Raw genomic sequence first — 17842 nt, forward strand, 5'->3', positions numbered from 1 at the left:
AACAAAAACAAACTTCGGTTTAGACTTTGATGTCTTATACTATCTATTCTACGTATTTATCATCTGTTAAGGTCTCCATAAAAGCAACTAACGCTTTTATCTCTTTGTCATTAAGATTTAATTTGTCAGGAGCTAAACTTTGATTTTCAACTTTTAAACCAACACCAATTCCTCCACCTTTATTATAAAAATCAATTACTTGTTCTAAACTCGAAAATACGCCATTGTGCATATACGGTGCAGTTATAGCAACATTTCTTAAAGTAGGCGTTTTGAATGCATTTTTTAATTGTTCCATTTGATGTTGTTTATATCTTCCTAAATCGGGACTTATTTTCAAATTGTTTTGATTTTCAGGTGTGCCAATAACTTCATGCTCCGTTTTATTGAATTTTGGCGGAACTGTTCCGTTGAAAAGCGGAATGAAATGACAAGTGGCACATTTTGCCTTGCCTGCGAATAAATTAAAACCTAGTTTTTCTTGGTTGCTATAAACATTAGATTCTCCTCGCATGTACTTATCAAATTTACTATCAAATGCATTTAAGGAACGTACATAACTGGCCAAAGCATTTTGAACTTGCCATTCTTGTATTTGTTTTGATTTTGGAAATGCCTGTTGGAATAATTTGAAATAGGCTTTGTCCTTATTTAGAAATCCAATAATATTGGACACATTTCCGTGCATTTCCTCTTTATTTTGAATAACATCTGAACTTTGTTTTTCTAAATCTAATTGTCGCATGTCCCAAAATTGTGCATTTTGTAAAGAAGCATAAGTCAGAGTAGGTGTGTTGCGAGCTAATTTTCCGCCTTGCAACGAAACATTGTTTTTTAAATTATTTGTGAAAGCTAATTTAGGGTTATGACAAGAGGTACAACTTCTAGTATTGTCTTTTGAGAACCTATTTTCTGAAAACAACTTTTTGCCTAATGCCACTTTCTCAGCGGTATATTGATATTCTTTTGAAGGAATAAAAGCATTTACATCAAACGCATTTTTATCAAAAATAGTTGTTGCCTTAGGATTGACTACACTATTCTGATCTATATTTTTTATTGCGTTTGTTTTTTGAAAAGCAATCAAATTTTTATAGATAGGATTTAAGAAATTGGTAATAAAGTAAATTCTATCAAAAGTGATGAAATCATTATTTGTTTGGCAATACTTGGATGCTTCATTACAGCTATTTACTATTTCTTTTACTAGTTTAGTAGATTCGCCTCCATGATAATCCATTTTGCTAATCAAATTGCTAATAGAATTCAAACCTATTTTGGCTTCCGGAATTGATAATTGTGCAAGCGGAGAATCAAATCCTGTAATTCCAAGTGCGAGAATGCGATTTACTTGCATTTTTATAGCGTCCAAAACAAAATCATCAGAAATGGTTATCACACTAATACTTTGTTTAACCTGATTCAAATTTGCTTTTATCATTTTTATCTCTCGAACTAAAGTAGTTTTGTTTTTAGAATCATATTCTGGATAGAGAATTTCTTCAATTACTTGAAAACCATTTGGCGGTAAAAACTTATTTTCGGCAACTTCTAGTTCATCTAATGCAGGACCATTTATAAAACGTGCTGGATCAGGAGTAAAATATTCTACCGCCCATTCTATTTTTTTATAAGCTAGGCGTGTATGTGCAAAAGCCTGTTTTAATTTATTTAGATCCGTTTCTTTTTCAGCCAGTTTCTGAAAATGGTTCGTTTTTAACTCTAGATTTTCAATATCAGCTAATAACTCTTTTTGAACTTTCAAAGTAGTGTATTCTTTTTTGCAGCTTTGTAAAATCATTACCAGACTGCAACACAGAATAAGACTAATTTTTAGAATACAATTTTGATTGAATTTCATTTTGAGGTAATTATATATACCAAAACAACCTAGTAAAGGTTGTCTTGGTATAATTGATAATCAAATATTATCGTTGTACATTTCTTATTATAACAGTTTGTCCACCTTCTTTATTGGTATTAACACCGCTTCCGTCAGGGTTTAGGAAAGCATCTTTTTGCCAAGTATGTGGATGAATGTTTAGGATAAATGTATTAGGTACTCCAATTACATCAGATATATCTTCCATTGCACCATATTCCCAACTTCCTAATTTAGTAGTGTTGGTTTGATTGTAAGTGGCATTCCAAACTGCATCATCTCTTTTGTGATTCATAGTCATCCAAGGCTTATTTGCCTTGGTTGCGATATTGTATTGCCAGATGTACGAATCGTGTTTTGCATCTGCATAATAGGAATCGCCATCTTCTTGGATGTAAACATAGTTTTCTGTTACACAAATGTTATCTGGATTTATAATTCCAGTTCCAGGAGTAGAGTCGCCCTCAACTACTAATTCTAATTTTCCTATTAATGGGTTAGTATCGTTCAGTACCAACCTATAAACTCTTCCCCACATGGTATATCCTTCTACTGGAGCATTATTACTAGCTTGTCCTGTAGCAGTAAAGTAAATTTCTCTATTATTTTTAGCAGATCCTTTTCTATAATCGATATCTTCAACTCTAGAAAAGCGAATGGCTCCTAAGTTGTTTACTGTTTTGTTTATAGCAGCTCCCGTTAAGTTTTTTGCATTTGGAATTTCTACAAATGATACTTCAAAGGAACTTCCTACTTTCATTGTAGTTTCTACTTGAACCCCATCATTTCTTTTTAAGGCATATAATTTACCGTTATTAAGATCACCAACAACATCACTTACATACATGATAACTTGTCCTGCGCTTGTGTGTCCTGTAGCATATCCTTGATCTTCTCCTATTAGAATTACTGTTTTGCCAGAGTAGGCTGCTTTTGTAAGCGGAACAGCGTTTTCCATGCTTGCTTTTCCTAAAGCAGGTAATACGCGGTCGGTTCTACTTTTCTGGCTACTTAAACTAAATGGATCAATCCCGTGCACCATACTTTCTTCTCCACTTTCTCCAGCTGTTAAAAACATTGGTCCAAACCCGTGAATGGCTGGAGTAGCTAATGTTGCTGAACACAATCGGGTCATTCCTCCAATTCCGTCAACGATGTATTCTCCTTTTACAGGCTTTAGTGTTTTATCAAAATAGACTCTTGAAACTGATTTTAAAATCTCATGATTGGTGATCATCATATATCCTTCTCCATTTGGATCTTTCATGAATCCAGCTCCGTCGGGTTGCGCGCCATAGACAAATGAAGGTGATTGCGATAAAACATCAGTACTACTGATCAGCGAATTAATTTTTAAGTTTTCAAAACCTTCTTTTGGTACTACTAGAGCAGGCATTGAAGACGTATTAAAATCTATTAATGAATTCGGTTTCTCTTCATTTGAGTCATTTTGACAACTTACAACTGATAAGCTGACTGCAGATAAAATTCCGAGTTGTTTCAGGTAATTAAATTTCATGATTCTTTATTTAAATTATTTTTGACAAAGAAACACGGAACAAATTGTAATGAGGTTAAAGTAGTTTAGGTAAATAATGACCATTTTGTTAAGAGTAAGTAATGGCAATGTTAGTACGTTAATTTTAAGTAAAGAAAAGACAGTGAATAATAGAACTTAGTAGATAATGAGTTCAAAGGGAAATATTTTATTTGTCTTTTAGCAAAAAAAAAAGACCATCTGTTTGAGATAGTCTTTTTTTATAATGATTTGAAAGCTTTTTGAATTTTCAAAAATTTCACAAAAATTATATGTCTTGGTTTGATTTAGACTTTTACTTGGCTCCAATTTTCACCAGTTTTAATTCTTCTAATTTGCATTTCACTTACACCAAACTGTTTGGCAATCATTTTTATTCTAGTCGTTTGATTGGGTTTTGCCAAAAGTTTTTTTATCAGCATCACTTTTGTAACAGTCAATTTTTTTCCGTCCGACTGTAAATTATGTTCTATCAGATTTATTTGTGCTTGTTTTACAAAAGGGCTTTTTCTTCTATGTTCTTCCATTTCTTCTTTGGTTGCCCATTTTAGATTTCTGTAGTCGTCGTTATCGCGTTTTCTGTCTAAGTGTAAAACGTAAGTTTGATCTTCGGATGTTTTAGGAATGAAATATTCTGCTACAAGTTTATAAATAAATTTGTGTTTGTTTTTAATTTTTTCTTCGCCGTAAATTTTATACCTAAACATTCTATAGCCGTCGGTAATACTTCCTTTTAATTCTCTTCCTATTTTTATATTGTCAACAAAACTAATTAATCGTCCTTTGTTTGACACTGCATAACGTAATTTGAGTTTATCCTCGATTTCTATTTCTTTGAACTCTTCGTTTGGGTAAACGATTATCTTTTTCATTTCTTCAAGTTTCATAATAAGTCTATTATAAATTTAAATTTTTCTTTGTTATTCAGGAGTTCCGTCAAAAGCCGGATATAATTTAAGTACAATTATAAAATTAAACGCTAGATCTACTATTTTATGTATTATCTGCTGTATTTATTATACTATGTAAAATAGTATTTCTAAATAATAATTTTTTAAAATGGAAAACGAGTTTAATTTTTGATGTAAATAAGATATACACTTTAGCAACTGATTCAAATCTAATAAAAAAAGCTTGACATTTATAATGAATCACACTAAAAGCTACTGAATTGGGTGTTTCAAGCTAGTTTTGAACGATATTACTCGCATTAGAAAATAAGGGTATTCACTTTATTCCAAAAAAAAAGACTTTACATTGCTGTAAAGTCTTTTTGTAAAAGCTCCCTCTCTTGGGCTCGAACCAAGGACCCTCTGATTAACAGTCAGATGCTCTAACCAACTGAGCTAAGAAGGAAACTGAGCAGTAAAAATCAACTTGCGTTACATCTTTAAAGCGGTGCAAAGATAGGCTATCATTTGGTTTGTGCAAATAAAAAACCAACTTTTTTTTATTTTTTTTATCTGCCGACGATTGCTTTATAAATATCGTTTCCGTTTGCGAATAGTAATAGAGTTATAAGTAAAACAAAACCAACTAATTGCGCATTCTCTAAGAATTTGTCACTCGGTTTTTTACCGCTAACAATTTCGTATAATAAAAACATAACATGACCACCATCTAGGGCCGGAATAGGTAATAAGTTCATTACACCAAGCATTATTGATAATAAAGCGGTGATATTCCAGAACGTTTCCCAGCTCCAAGTATTAGGAAAAATATCAAATATGGCTTTAAAACCACCTACTTGTTTGTATGCACCGGTACTTGGACTAAAAATCATTTTTAATTGTTTTCCGTAACCTACTAATTGATCTTTCCCTTTTGTAATTCCAACAGGAATTGCCTCTAAAAGACCAAATTCTTGTTTGCTAACTTTATAGTAACCTAGTTTTTCAAGATTACTCATACTTAATCCTCCAACACCAATTCCTAATTTACCATCATTAGATACAATAACAGGAACTTCAACTTCTTTTTGATCTCTTAATACAGTCGCTGGAATTGTTTTGTTTTTATTGCTCTCCAGTATTGCTTTTGCTTGATCATAATATTTTGCTTGTTGTCCGTTTAAGGTTAATACAACATCTTTTGGTTGTAAAGCGGTGTTTTTTGAATCTTCAGAAATGGCCGCTACCACAAATGGCATTCTGATGCTCATCAACGGACCTTTTTCATGTTTTGACAATTGATCTACAAAATCACTTGGTATTTTTATAGTTTGTTCTACTCCATTTCTTTCTATTAAGACTTGTTTTGCCATAATAACTTTCATGGTGATGTCATTGTCAAATTTTGGTATTTTCACGCCATCAGCTGCCAAGATTTTATCGCCAGTTTTAAAACCAATATTCATCATAGCTTTATTTTCAATCAACAAGCCATCTTTCATATCCGAAGTAGCGATATAAGTATCGCCATAAGCAAATGCCATTCCGATATAAATGATGAATGCTAAAATAAAGTTTACCGTAACTCCACCTAACATAATTATCAAACGTTGCCAAGCTGGTTTAGAGCGAAATTCCCAAGGTTGAGGTGGCAATGCCATTTGCTCCTTGTCCATACTTTCGTCTATCATTCCAGATATTTTTACATAACCACCAAGAGGCAACCAACCGATTCCGTATTCGGTTTCGCCAATTTTCTTTTTTAGAAGGGAATATTTAACATCAAAAAACAAGTAAAATTTTTCGACTCTGGTTTTGAATAATTTTGCAGGAATGAAGTGTCCTAATTCGTGAAGTATAATCAGTAATGATAAGCTCAATAAAAATTGAGAAAGCTTTATAAATATGTCCATTTTTTAATTTTAGTTCTTTTTTAACTCACAAAAGTAAGGTTTTCTATTTGTTTAATTTACAATAATTATTCCATAACGTTTTAAAACTTTGTTAATTATTATAAAATGAATATAGTGTTTCAGGGTAGTCGCGTAACTTTACTTTTCTAAACAAATTTTTCGTCTTAACTTCATTTTAAAAACATCATGATGTCCTCAAAATTATTTTCTCCTCTTTCGATAAAAAGTATCACACTCAAAAATAGAATCGCCATTTCTCCGATGTGCCAATATTCAGCAACTGATGGTTTTGCCAATGATTGGCATTTGGTTCATTTAGGCAGTCGTGCCAGTGGTGGTGCAGGCTTAATCATTCAAGAAGCCACTTCTATTTCTCCAGAAGGTAGAATTTCACCTGAAGATTTAGGGCTTTGGAAAAACGAACAAATTGAAAAACTAAAACAAATCACCCAATTTATTATAAGTCAGAATTCAGTTCCCGGAATTCAATTGGCACATGCCGGACGAAAAGCAAGTGCTGCTTCCCCATGGAACGGTGGTAGAAAAGTAGCTAATGATAATGGTGGTTGGGAAACCGTTGCGCCAAGTGCTATTGCTTACCATGACAATGAAACAGCACCTATAGCATTGGATAAAAATGGAATTCAAAAAGTGATTTCAGATTTTAAATCAGCGACTAAAAGAGCTCTTGAAGCAGGTTATCAAGTACTCGAAATTCATGGAGCTCACGGTTATTTGTTACATCAGTTTATGTCGCCTTTATCTAATCTTCGCACCGATGAATATGGTGGAAGTTTTGAAAATAGAATAAGATTAACCCTTGAAGTAGTTGCGGCAGTACAATCAGAATGGCCGGAAAACTTGCCTTTGTTCATTAGAATATCAGCAACAGATTGGGCTGAAGGCGGATGGAATCTTGAAGAATCAATTCAGCTTTCTAAAATATTAAAAGAAAAAGGTGTCGATTTAATTGACGTTTCTTCAGGAGGAGCAGTTTCACACCAACAAATCAAATTGTGTGCAGGTTACCAAGTTCCTTTTGCCGAAAGTATAAAAAAGGAATCTGGAATATTAACAGGAGCAGTAGGTTTAATTACCGATGCTACTCAAGCAGAGGAAATCGTGGCTTCTGGAAAAGCAGATTTAGTTTTGTTTGCTAGAGAATCGCTTAGAAATCCTAATTTAGGATTGACATTCGCTGATGATTTAGAGGCTGATGTGCAATGGCCAAAACAATACGAAAGAGCTAAAATATAACTTGGCTACATAAACACGAATTTCACGAATTTGCACTAATTAATTTAGTCCAAGCTTGTTAAATTCGTGTTTTACTTTTTTCAAATAAATATTCTACTATTTTATTATGCAAAAAATAAAAACAGCCTTACTTTCTTACGGAATGTCTGGAAAAGTATTTCATGCTCCTTTTCTAAGTTTCCATGCTAGTTTTGAACTTATTGGTTCTTGGGAAAGAAGTAAAAAATTAATAAATCACGATTTTCCTGAAGTAAAAAGCTATGCTACAATAGAAGAACTTCTGGAAGATGATGTTGATTTAGTTGTCGTGAACACGCCCGTTGAAACGCATTACGAGTATGCTAAAAAAGTTTTACTCGCAGGCAAACACGCGATTGTCGAAAAAGCATTTACTACAACCGTTGCTCAAGCTCGGGAATTATCGGCTTTAGCCAAAGAAAAAGGACTGAAATTAGCCGTTTTTCAAAATAGAAGATGGGATAGCGATTTTAAAACCGTACAGAAAATTATTTCTGATGAGGTTCTTGGCGAAATTGTAGAAGCTGAATTTCATTTTGACAGATACAATCCGTCGCTGAGTCCGAAACGGCATAAAGAAACTGTTAATTCTGGATCGGGAATCTTGAAGGATTTGGGTCCTCATATTATAGATCAAGCTTTGTGCTTGTTTGGTTTACCAAATTCCGTTTTTGCTGATATTCGTATTACTCGGGAACATTCCTTAGTAGATGATTATATTGATATTGTACTGTATTATGCTACTTTTCGGGTCCGTTTAAAAGCAGGATTTTTTGTTCGAGAAGCAAATCCAGCGTATGTTATTCACGGAAAAAAGGGTTCATTCTTAAAACATCGGGGCGATATTCAAGAAGACGAATTAAAATTAGGAAAAAAACCAAATCTAACTACTTGGGGAATTGAACCACTTGAAAAAGAAGGGTTATTACACACGGAGATCAATGGTGAAATTGTAAAAAAAAGTATCTCTACACTTCAAGGAAATTATTATACTTTTTTTGATGGTGTTTATAATTCGATCATAAATAATAGTTTAGAGCCAGTAACTGCAAAAGATGGCGTTCATGTAATGCAAATTATCGAAGCTTCAATTGAAAGTAGTTCTCAGAAAAAAGTGGTTGATTTATAGTGTTTTACACGAAATAAATTTTTGTCTATGACTATTATCGTGCAAGGTTTTCAAAACCTTGTAGGTGTATTTAATCAAATATTATTTCTCCAGTTTTAAAGTTTTAAAAATCTTTAGTTATGCATTAATCAAGATCAAGCCTTTAATTTTATAAACAATAACGTTGTAAATTTTTTAGGCTCGTTAGTTTTCATTGAATTGCCAATTGCTTGTCGTATTTTTGCCAATTAAAATTTAAAAAAAAATCAGTTTGATAGATTTAAACTTCTTAGAAAAGTCAAAAACAAAAGCAAAGTTCAAAAAGCAATATAGAGACATTAAGATTTCGTACTTAAACCGAATTCGTTGGGCAGTTTCTATGTTTTATTTTGGAATGGGTTTGTGCTTTGCTACTTGGGCGAGTAGAATTCCAGATATCAAAACAACTTTGCAACTCAGTGAAGGAGATTTAGGCACCATTTTATTTGCGCTTCCATTTGGACAATTAATAATTATGCCATTTTCTGGAAAATTAGTGAGTCGTTTTGGGAGTCATCGCATGTTAGTGTTTTCATTGTTATTTTACGTTTTTAGCTTAACAAATATAGGTTTGGCAAACAACGCTTGGCAATTATCAGCGGCATTATTCGTATTTGGGATTTTCGGGAATCTCTCTAATATTGCTGTAAACACTCAAGGTGTTTATACCGAAGTACTTTTCAAAAAAACTATTATGTCCTCTTTTCACGGTATGTGGAGCTTTGCAGGATTCATGGGTGCGTTAGTAGGATTAGTAATGCTTGCCTTCGATTTAACTCCATACATTCACTTTCTCATTGTGGGTGGAGTAGTATTTTTAATGATGGCTTTCAATTTTAAATTTTTAATAAAGGCTAAAGAAACCATCAAAGTCAAAAAGAAAAAAATGTTTTCAAAACCAGATTCTGCTTTAATTTGGTTGGGAATAATTGGGTTTTGTAGCATGGCCAGCGAAGGAGTTATGTTTGACTGGAGTGGCGTTTATTTCAAAGATGTCGTCAAGGCGCCGGGACCATTAGTAATTTTAGGGTACATTTCATTTATGATTATGATGGCTGGAGGACGATTCCTTGGAGACAGCTTAATTCGTAAATTTGGAAGGAAGAATGTGCTAAAAATCAGCGGAATAATGATTTCAACTGGACTTTTTATAGCGGTGTTTTTTCCGTTTATCATTCCTGCAACTCTTGCCTTTATGTTAGTCGGACTCGGAGTTTCTACGATTGTGCCGACTGTTTATAGCCTTGCCGGTAAGAATCCAAATGTTTCTCCAAGTATTGCTTTAACTACGGTTTCGAGCGTTAGTTTCCTAGGTTTTTTACTAGGACCACCTATTATTGGCTACATAGCTGAATTATCTAACCTGCGATTTTCATTCGCATTCATCGGTGTTTTTGGAGTTCTAATCGCATTTATGGTTTCTAAAATCGAAGCAATAGAATAATTTTATTGAACGAACATGATTCTATTTTAGAAAATCCATATTGTCTCGCTCCAAAACTATTGTGGGATTGTATTTCTTTTTGTTTTAAAATCAAATGTAAAAACATCATATTAGATATTTGTAAAAAATAATTTTATTGTAAATCAATAAGTTATAGTTTTTATTATTATATTTAACCTTATTATTCTTTCAATTGAATCTATTAAGTGCTGAATTTAAATACCACATTTTTCAGCAATAGTATATAGAAGGCTTTTGCCACTTTTCCAAATCACATTTTTAATTATTTAGTGTTGTTTTCTTTCAAAAAAAAATACCACTAAACTTTTAGTTCAACCTGTAATTTTATTTTATGGGTTGAACTTTTTGTTGCAAATATTGTAATCTTTTTTATTGGCATTTTTCTAAACGTACTCATTAATACCATTTTGATACTATGAATAAATTTTACTTTACGATTGTCTTTATAATGCAATTTTGGTTTTCAAGTGCACAAAATAGCAATAGTTTTTTTGGAAAAGTTATCGAATCTAAAACTCAAAAACCATTGAGTTTCGTAGTAGTTAGTATCCAGAATACGAATTTGATGCAACTTACTAAGACGGATGGCCAATTTAGTTTTGATGACGTTCCTTCGGGTCATTTATTGATCCTTGTTCGCAGTCAAGGATTCAAAGATGCTTTGTATCCAATAGAAATGAACCAAGGAGATAAGTTAGATTTAGGAATTATAGCATTAGAAGAAGATCAGACCTTAGAACAACAAAGCAGTATCATTACACTTTTAGAAAGTGATTTCAGTGATGAAAATAGTAGTTCTGAGAGTACATCGGGACTTTTGCAATCCTCAAGAGATGCTTTTTTGCAAGCAGCCGCTTTCAATTGGGGACAAGCTCGTTTTAGAGTTCGGGGATTAGATAGTGAATATTCTACATTGATGATCAATGGCGTTTCCATGAATAAAATGTATGATGGCAGACCACAATGGGGAGAATGGGGCGGATTAAATGACGCCTTGCGTAATCAAGAATTTACATTAGGAACGGCTCCTTCTGATTATGCTTTTGGAGGAATTTTAGGAACACAACAAATAAATACTCGCGCTTCAATATACAGACCTGGCTCCCGAATCACTTTTTCAGGAACTAATACCAATTACAGTTGGCGTACTATGGCCACTTATGCTTCTGGAATGTATGCTAATGGTTGGGCTTTTGTTATTTCGGCAGGAAAACGTTGGGCACAAGAAGGTTATTTCGAAGGGACGAATTATGATGCTAATTCCTTTTTTATAAGCATTGAAAAGAAATTGGGGCAGAATCATTCTTTGAATTTAACTGCAATCTACACGCCCAACACAAGAGCTAAAAACTCTCCTAATACTGCAGAAGTGACAGCGTTAACTAATGTGAAATACAATTCCTATTGGGGTTTTCAAGACGGTAAAAAACGAAATGCTCGTGTAAAAACCATTGAAATGCCCACAATTATGCTCAATCATTATTTTAAAATTAATGATAAAACGAACTTAAATTCTAGTGCAACCTACCAGTTTGGAAAAATAGGAAATAGTAACATTGATTATCAAAATGCGGATAGTCCAGATCCATCTTATTACAGAAAAATGCCTAGTTATTTTAGTTCTTTATATGCAAAAGATAACGGAGAATTTTCTGGTGCTTTTATACCAGATTATGAAAATGCCGAGAAAAGTAAATCATTATTTTTAGCTCATTCACAAATAGATTGGAATGCAATATATAAAGCCAATCAAAATCCTATTCTAGATTCTAATGGCATTATATCAGGGTATGAACCAAAAAAAAGTAAATATGTTTTATACGAAGATCGAGTAGAAGACCAAACCCTTGCATTAAACACTAATTTGAGTTCGCAACTCTCTGACAATATATTTCTGAATGCTGGGGCTTCATTCAAAAAATTAAAATCGCATTATTCTCAGCATTTATTAGACTTACTGGGTGGATTGTATTTTGATGACATAGATCCTTTTTATAAAGGCACACAATCTCAATCGGATCTTAATAATCCTGACAGGCAAGTAGTAGTTGGTGATACTTACGGATACAATTTTAATTATTTGGCTACTGTAATCGAAGCTTTTACTCAATTTAAATTTACCTATAACAAAGTCGATTTTTATCTAGCCCAACAATTTTCTGTTAGAGATTATCAAAGAGAAGGTTTGTATAAAAACGGAATTTATGAAACTAATTCTTTTGGGAAAAGTGAAAAAGTAACCTTTGAAGATTTTGGTTTTAAAGGCGGATTGAACTTTAAAATTTCTGGCAAACAATTGCTTGCTTTCAATACGGCACATATGACCAAAGCACCTTCATTACGAAATACTTTTGCAAATTCTCGTTTGAATAATTCACTAGTCAATGACTTAGAAAGTGAGAATATAAATAGTGCTGATATAAGTTATGTATATCGATCACCAAAATTAAAAGGGAGATTAACAACCTACTATTCTTTAATAAAAAATAGTACTCAAATTTCCTTTTTTTATGCCGAAGGAATTTTTGATAATGGTGCGGGATATTTAAACACGGATGCTTTTGTAAGCCAAACATTAACTCAATTAAGCAAGAAAAATATTGGTGCCGAATTGAGTTTAGAATACCAATTAAGCGCTACTTTCAAGACTACTTTTTCTGCCGGTTTTGGAGAGTATACTTATGCGAGTAATCCCAATGTTACTTTGATTAATGACGCCAAAGCCTCTTTAGAAAATACAAATCCGCTTTTTGATTTTGGAACAGCTTCCCTTAGAAATTACAAACAAGCCGGAATGCCACAGCGAGCTTATTCATTTGGTTTAGAATATAGAGATCCAAAATATTGGTGGCTGAGTGCAAACATAAATTATCTCACTAATACGTATATTGATATAGCAGCGATTTCTAGAACTAAAATATTCTACAAAAATCCAGCTTCTGGTTTCAACTTTCCAGAAGCAACAGAGGAGAGAGCAAAAGAGTTATTGAAACAAGAAAAATTTGATCCATTAATGCTTTTGAACCTAGTTGGTGGAAAATCTTGGCGCGTATACGGAAAGAATTTAGGGGTTTTTGCTAGTATTAATAATGTGCTTGATGTTACTTATAAATCAGGCGGTTATGAGCAATCTCGAAATGCTAATTTTAGAGGAATGAACCAAGATTTTTCTAGTGGCACTCCTTCATTTGGTAATAAATACTTCTATGGATACGGTAGAACCTATTTTGTGAATCTATACATTAATTTATAAATAAAAAAAGATGAAAGCTACATTTCAAAAAACCTATTTTTTTTTACTGCTACTTCTTATACTTTACAGTTGTGCGAGTGATACTCTTGACGCTCCAAAAATCACTTGTACCCAACCAGATTTGCGTACCAATATGCAGGTGAGTCAAGTACGCACCAATGCTAATGCAATCGTAGCTCAATACAAATATGATGATGTCATTGAGGCGTACGTAGTTTCGAGTGATGAAGCGGGAAATTTTTTCAAAACTATTTCTTTTCAAACTTTGGCTACCGCCCCAAATCCTGCTATTGGTTTTAGCGTTCCGGTAGATGCTACGAATCTCTATGTAGACTATAGGCCAGGAAATAAAGTATTTGTAAAGCTAAAAAATCAATACACTGATATTTCATTTGGTGCTTTGCGAATTGGTGGGATCACGGTAAATTCCTATAATGATGGTGGAGTTGGACGAATTTCGCAGAATGATTACAAGGCAGTTTTGAATGCTTCTTGTACCAATCTTAAAGAAGACGAATTAGTCAATAAGGTTACGATGAAAGATTTGCTAAATGATGCTTATCTAAATACATTAGTAGAAGTTTTGGATGTTCAGTTTGCTGCATCTGCGGTAGGACGCCATTACTTTGAAGAAGGGAAAAATGTAGGTGGTGCGACCAATTGGGATTTACAAGATAAATCGGGTAACCAAGTCTATTTTAGAACAAGTAGTTTTGCAAATTTCGCTACAAAATTAGTTCCTGAAGGAAGTGGGAAAGTGAGAGGAGTTTTAACAAAATATGGTAATGACTATCAATTGTTAGCACGTTCCGAAAAAGACATTGTAATGACTGCTCCTAGAACAGTATCGTTTTTCTCTGAAGATTTTGAAACTGTTGTAGACAAGTCCAATTTAAGTCTTCCAGGTTGGGCAAATATTGTTCAAAATGGTAAAATTGTATGGAAAGGTGGCGTTTACGCAGGAAATGGTTGCGCTGAGTTTACTATTTCTGGTACTAAAGTAATTTCTAATGTTGCTTGGCTCATTTCTCCAAAAATTGACATGGATCTATACAATAATGAAACCTTAACTTTTAGAACAGCACAACATCATTTAGATGTCGATTCCCCTTTAAATACAATAGAAGTTTATATTTCTAACAATTTTGATGGTTTAAATGTGGCAAAAGCAACATGGATTCCATTAGTAGTTAATTTACCAAAACAAGCAACACCGTGGTATCAATTTGTAGGGAGTGGTGCGGTAGACATATCTTCGTATAAAGGCAAAATCAATATTGCATTTAAGTACATTGGTTCAGGAAAAGACTTGGCTTTAGATGGTTCTTTTAGACTTGACGATATTCATATTTATGGTCAGAAGTAATTTTAAGATGAATTAAATTTACATCTCTCGGAAAATTTTTTATCTTATTGGAACAGTGTGTAGTTTTACTATATTTGCGGCTTGAATAAATAAAAAAATCATGAAATATACTCTGTTTGCCTTAATTTTTATGCTTTTTATCTCTTGTTCAAAAGAGAAAGAAGTCGATTATACTGCTAAAAATGAAAAAGAAATAGTAGCATATATAGCCAAGAACAAGTTGAACGCTCAAAGAAGTGCTTCTGGATTGTACTATGTTATAAATGAGCCTGGTACCGGTGTTCAGCCTAATGCAAATTCGACAGTAACGGTTGCATACAAAGGTTATTTTACTGACGGATCTCCATTTGATGAAAGCAAACCGGAAGGAATTTCTTTTGGATTGCAACAAGTTATCAAAGGATGGACTGAAGGGATTGCTTATTTTAAAGAAGGTGGTAGCGGGGTACTTTTAGTGCCTTCAAATCTTGGTTATGGTAGTGAAGGAAGATCAGGAATACCTGGAGGTTCAGTACTTATTTTTGATGTCAAGCTAATTTCTGTACAATAATCTAAAATAGTTTTTTAACCTAAAATAACTACTTTAATAAACATCTATTTGTTTTACTGCTTGTTAATTAATGAGACAACAAGCAGTAAAACCTATAAATCTTCGACAATTTCGCTCAACAATTTCCCCAAATTTAAATTAGTACTGTTATTGAAAAAATTGGTCTTAGGATTAGTCCAATATAAATTGAAATAAATACCACATGAAAACCTACATTATTGCTCTATTTTTAATGGTATATCCTTGCTTGACGCACAGTCAGGTTTCGGATAATTCCGTGAAGTTAAAACAAATTAATATTATTAAAACCAATTTTCGCAATTTAAAAAGTGGTGAAATTGTAAACAAAACAATTTTGTTTAATGATGGTAAAATTCAATCCATAAAAACATCAGATGTTATTCAAAGTTTTTTTTATAATCCAAAAGGATTATTAGACATGACAGTAAAGGAGAGACAAGCAAGTAACTGGAAAGAGGTTGTAAATTACACTTATAACAATGAAGATCAGTTAGTAAAGTTTGTAAAAAAATATGAAGAAGGCGGCGAACTCGTTACTAAAACAGTTGCAGTAACTTATGAAGGTTCAAGAGTAAAAGCAATAACTAAAAAAAGCAATAGCCATCAAACTTTAATAGATGATATTGAATATGTTGTCGAAAATGGACTTGTGGCTAGACGCTCTTCGAGAGATAGAAACAAACAAATTTTTAATAAAATAGAGTATGTATATTTCAAAGATAATATCATTAGACACAAAGTAATGATTGGTGATAAATCAATGAATAATTATACTTTTGATGATAAAAATTCAGCAGATTTATTAATAGTTCAAAATTTGTTTGGAAAAAATTATAAAGTTATTGTTCCTCTGATCTCGTTTCATGAAGATGAGTTTGCTTTAGGTTCTATATCCGTTAATAACGAATTAAGTTTTGCTTCGACAGCATTAAATGCTATTGGTAAAACCAAAAAATACAAATACAATACGCTGAATTATCCTAGTGCTTGTTCTATAATTGAAGAAAATGGAATAGTAAAAACAGAGGTTAATTATTTATACGAATAGAGTGTAGTAATCATCAAAAAACGATTTTAAATAGAGCATTTATTCTAAAAAATAAAATACTGATAAGTCTTTAGAATGCAAAAATAGTGTTCAATATTCATTTCATTTATTGGTATTTAAAATTCGGTTTTAAAATTTTTTTAAAAGCTTGTGATTTTTTTATTATTTCAGAATCTCATAAGTCCCTTACAAATCATTAAATTTGTAACTTATTCAAAGACATGTTAGAAAAAGAAGTAATAAATTTCGAAAAAACGGCTATTGTTGGTATTGTAACTCAAAATCAAAGCGAAGAGAAACTAAATGAGTATCTTGATGAGTTAGAATTTTTGACTTTTACCGCGGGAGGCCAAGTAGTGAAACGTTTTTCTCAGAAAATGGAACGCCCTAATCCCAAAACTTTTGTGGGTACTGGAAAAATTGAAGAGATTCATCAATTTGTAAAAGAGAATGATATTTCGACTTTAGTTTTTGATGATGAATTATCACCTTCACAACAAAAAAATATATCTAAAATAATTGAGGAATGTAAAATTCTAGATAGAACGCACCTTATTCTTGATATTTTTGCTCAACGTGCAGAGACTTCTTATGCGAGAACCCAAGTAGAATTAGCACAATGTCAATATTTATTACCAAGACTTTCCGGAATGTGGACGCACTTAGAGCGTCAAAAAGGAGGAATTGGAATGCGTGGACCTGGAGAAACGGAGATCGAAACCGATAGACGTATTGTACGGGATCGTATTGCCTTATTGAAGGAGAAAATAAAAACAATAGATAAGCAAATGGGTGTGCAACGCGGCAATCGTGGTGCAATGGTTCGTGTGGCTTTAGTAGGTTATACGAATGTAGGTAAGTCAACTTTAATGAATGCTGTAGGTAAAAGTGACGTTTTTGTAGAGAACAAACTTTTTGCCACTTTAGACACTACCGTTCGCAAAGTGGTTATTAAAAACCTACCTTTTCTATTATCCGATACCGTTGGATTTATCAGAAAATTGCCAACACAATTAGTAGATTCTTTCAAAAGCACATTAGATGAGGTTCGGGAAGCCGACTTGCTATTACATGTAGTTGATATTTCGCATCCAGAATTTGAAGACCATATTGCATCAGTAAATCAAACCCTTTTAGATATCAAAGCCAATGATAAACCAGTAATTATGGTTTTCAATAAAATTGATGCTTACAAACATTTGACTATTGACGAAGATGATTTGATGACTGAAAAAACAACCAGACATTACACGCTGGAAGAGTGGAAATCAACTTGGATGAGTAGAGTAGGAGAACAAAATGCTTTGTTTATATCGGCTACTAATAAAGAAAATTTTGAAGAATTCAGAGAACGTGTGTACGAAGCTGTGAGACAAATTCACATTACGCGTTTTCCTTATAATAAATTCTTATATCCAGATTATAAAGATGCTGTGGAGAAAGATGAAAAAGAAGATAATGAAGAGGAATAATAAAAGTTTTTCTATACACCAGA

Annotated in this window: 12 protein-coding genes and 1 tRNA gene; 8 read left to right on the top strand and 5 right to left on the bottom strand. The window is 32.8% G+C overall.

Features of this window, described 5'->3' with window-relative positions; translation table 11 throughout:
* Positions 1–43 precede the first annotated feature (43 nt).
* The 5 genes from J3S90_RS05430 to rseP form a co-directional block, all read right to left on the bottom strand.
* Complete coding sequence (locus tag J3S90_RS05430; RefSeq protein WP_236023888.1) at positions 44–1861, bottom strand: cytochrome c peroxidase; 1818 nt, start codon at positions 1859–1861, stop codon at positions 44–46.
* 67 nt (positions 1862–1928) lie between these two features.
* Complete coding sequence (locus tag J3S90_RS05435; RefSeq protein WP_210645282.1) at positions 1929–3401, bottom strand: alkaline phosphatase PhoX; 1473 nt, start codon at positions 3399–3401, stop codon at positions 1929–1931.
* 305 nt (positions 3402–3706) lie between these two features.
* Positions 3707–4291 carry an NUMOD4 domain-containing protein gene (locus tag J3S90_RS05440; protein WP_210645285.1) on the bottom strand — a complete coding sequence of 195 codons (585 nt, stop codon included), beginning with the start codon at positions 4289–4291 and terminating at the stop codon, positions 3707–3709.
* 410 nt (positions 4292–4701) lie between these two features.
* Positions 4702–4775: transfer RNA gene (locus tag J3S90_RS05445), tRNA-Asn, on the bottom strand.
* Between the two features lie 103 nt (positions 4776–4878).
* Positions 4879–6222: an RIP metalloprotease RseP gene (gene rseP, locus J3S90_RS05450; protein ID WP_210645287.1), complete on the bottom strand. Its 1344-nt coding sequence runs from the start codon at positions 6220–6222 to the stop codon at positions 4879–4881.
* 189 nt (positions 6223–6411) lie between these two features.
* Here rseP and J3S90_RS05455 point away from each other — a divergent pair, with 189 nt between their 5' ends.
* The 8 genes from J3S90_RS05455 to hflX all read left to right on the top strand — a co-directional run bounded on the left by J3S90_RS05455 (position 6412) and on the right by hflX (position 17819).
* Complete coding sequence (locus J3S90_RS05455) at positions 6412–7479, top strand: NADH:flavin oxidoreductase/NADH oxidase (protein ID WP_210645290.1); 1068 nt, start codon at positions 6412–6414, stop codon at positions 7477–7479.
* Positions 7480–7585: 106 nt separating this feature from the next.
* A complete protein-coding gene (locus J3S90_RS05460) occupies positions 7586–8626 on the top strand; it encodes a Gfo/Idh/MocA family oxidoreductase (RefSeq protein WP_210645292.1) in 1041 nt (346 codons plus the stop codon).
* Positions 8627–8876: 250 nt separating this feature from the next.
* Positions 8877–10088, top strand: coding sequence for an MFS transporter (locus J3S90_RS05465; RefSeq protein ID WP_210645294.1), 1212 nt, complete (start codon positions 8877–8879; stop codon positions 10086–10088).
* Positions 10089–10524: 436 nt separating this feature from the next.
* The gene (locus J3S90_RS05470) at positions 10525–13362 is read left to right on the top strand and encodes a carboxypeptidase-like regulatory domain-containing protein (RefSeq protein WP_210645296.1); all 2838 of its coding nucleotides are present in this window, start codon (positions 10525–10527) and stop codon (positions 13360–13362) included.
* Positions 13363–13372: 10 nt separating this feature from the next.
* A complete protein-coding gene (locus J3S90_RS05475; RefSeq protein WP_210645298.1) occupies positions 13373–14728 on the top strand; it encodes a DUF5689 domain-containing protein in 1356 nt (451 codons plus the stop codon).
* A 100-nt stretch (positions 14729–14828) separates the two neighbouring features.
* On the top strand, positions 14829–15278 hold the full coding sequence (locus tag J3S90_RS05480; RefSeq protein WP_210645300.1) for an FKBP-type peptidyl-prolyl cis-trans isomerase: 450 nt from the start codon (positions 14829–14831) through the stop codon (positions 15276–15278).
* A gap of 202 nt (positions 15279–15480) precedes the next feature.
* Complete coding sequence (locus J3S90_RS05485) at positions 15481–16347, top strand: hypothetical protein (RefSeq protein WP_210645302.1); 867 nt, start codon at positions 15481–15483, stop codon at positions 16345–16347.
* Between the two features lie 221 nt (positions 16348–16568).
* Positions 16569–17819, top strand: coding sequence for a GTPase HflX (gene hflX, locus J3S90_RS05490; RefSeq protein ID WP_210645304.1), 1251 nt, complete (start codon positions 16569–16571; stop codon positions 17817–17819).
* Positions 17820–17842: the final 23 nt, after the last annotated feature.

The organism is Flavobacterium flabelliforme (assembly GCF_017948675.1).
GTDB classification, from domain to species: domain Bacteria; phylum Bacteroidota; class Bacteroidia; order Flavobacteriales; family Flavobacteriaceae; genus Flavobacterium; species Flavobacterium pygoscelis.